Source organism: Aliivibrio sp. 1S128, from assembly GCF_001691065.1.
In the GTDB taxonomy this organism is placed as follows: Bacteria; Pseudomonadota; Gammaproteobacteria; order Enterobacterales; family Vibrionaceae; genus Aliivibrio.
In genome coordinates this window covers 1-307 of sequence record NZ_MAJV01000012.1, presented here as the reverse complement: position 1 = coordinate 307, position 307 = coordinate 1, and the positions used below count along the sequence as shown (strand labels likewise).

General features: G+C 47.9%; 2 tRNA genes. Both read right to left on the bottom strand.

From position 1 onward, the window contains the following. Positions 1 to 12 precede the first annotated feature (12 nt). Positions 13 to 96 (bottom strand) — tRNA-Tyr (locus tag A6E03_RS03470). Between the two features lie 85 nt (positions 97 to 181). Beyond that, positions 182 to 265, bottom strand: a tRNA-Tyr gene (locus tag A6E03_RS03465). Between the last annotated feature and the right edge of the window lie 42 nt (positions 266 to 307).

Below are 307 nucleotides of genomic sequence, written 5' to 3'. Positions count from 1 at the left end.
TAAGAAGAATAATGGTGGAGGGGGACGGATTCGAACCATCGAAGCTTACGCGGCAGATTTACAGTCTGCTCCCTTTGGCCACTCGGGAACCCCTCCAACGGGGATTTTTATACTTAACTAACTCGTTTCCCAACGGAGCAATCAAGTTATCTTATTCGTTAATAACGACTAAGAAGAATAATGGTGGAGGGGGACGGATTCGAACCATCGAAGCTTACGCGGCAGATTTACAGTCTGCTCCCTTTGGCCACTCGGGAACCCCTCCAACGGGGATTTTTATACTTAACTAACTCGTTTCCCAACGGAG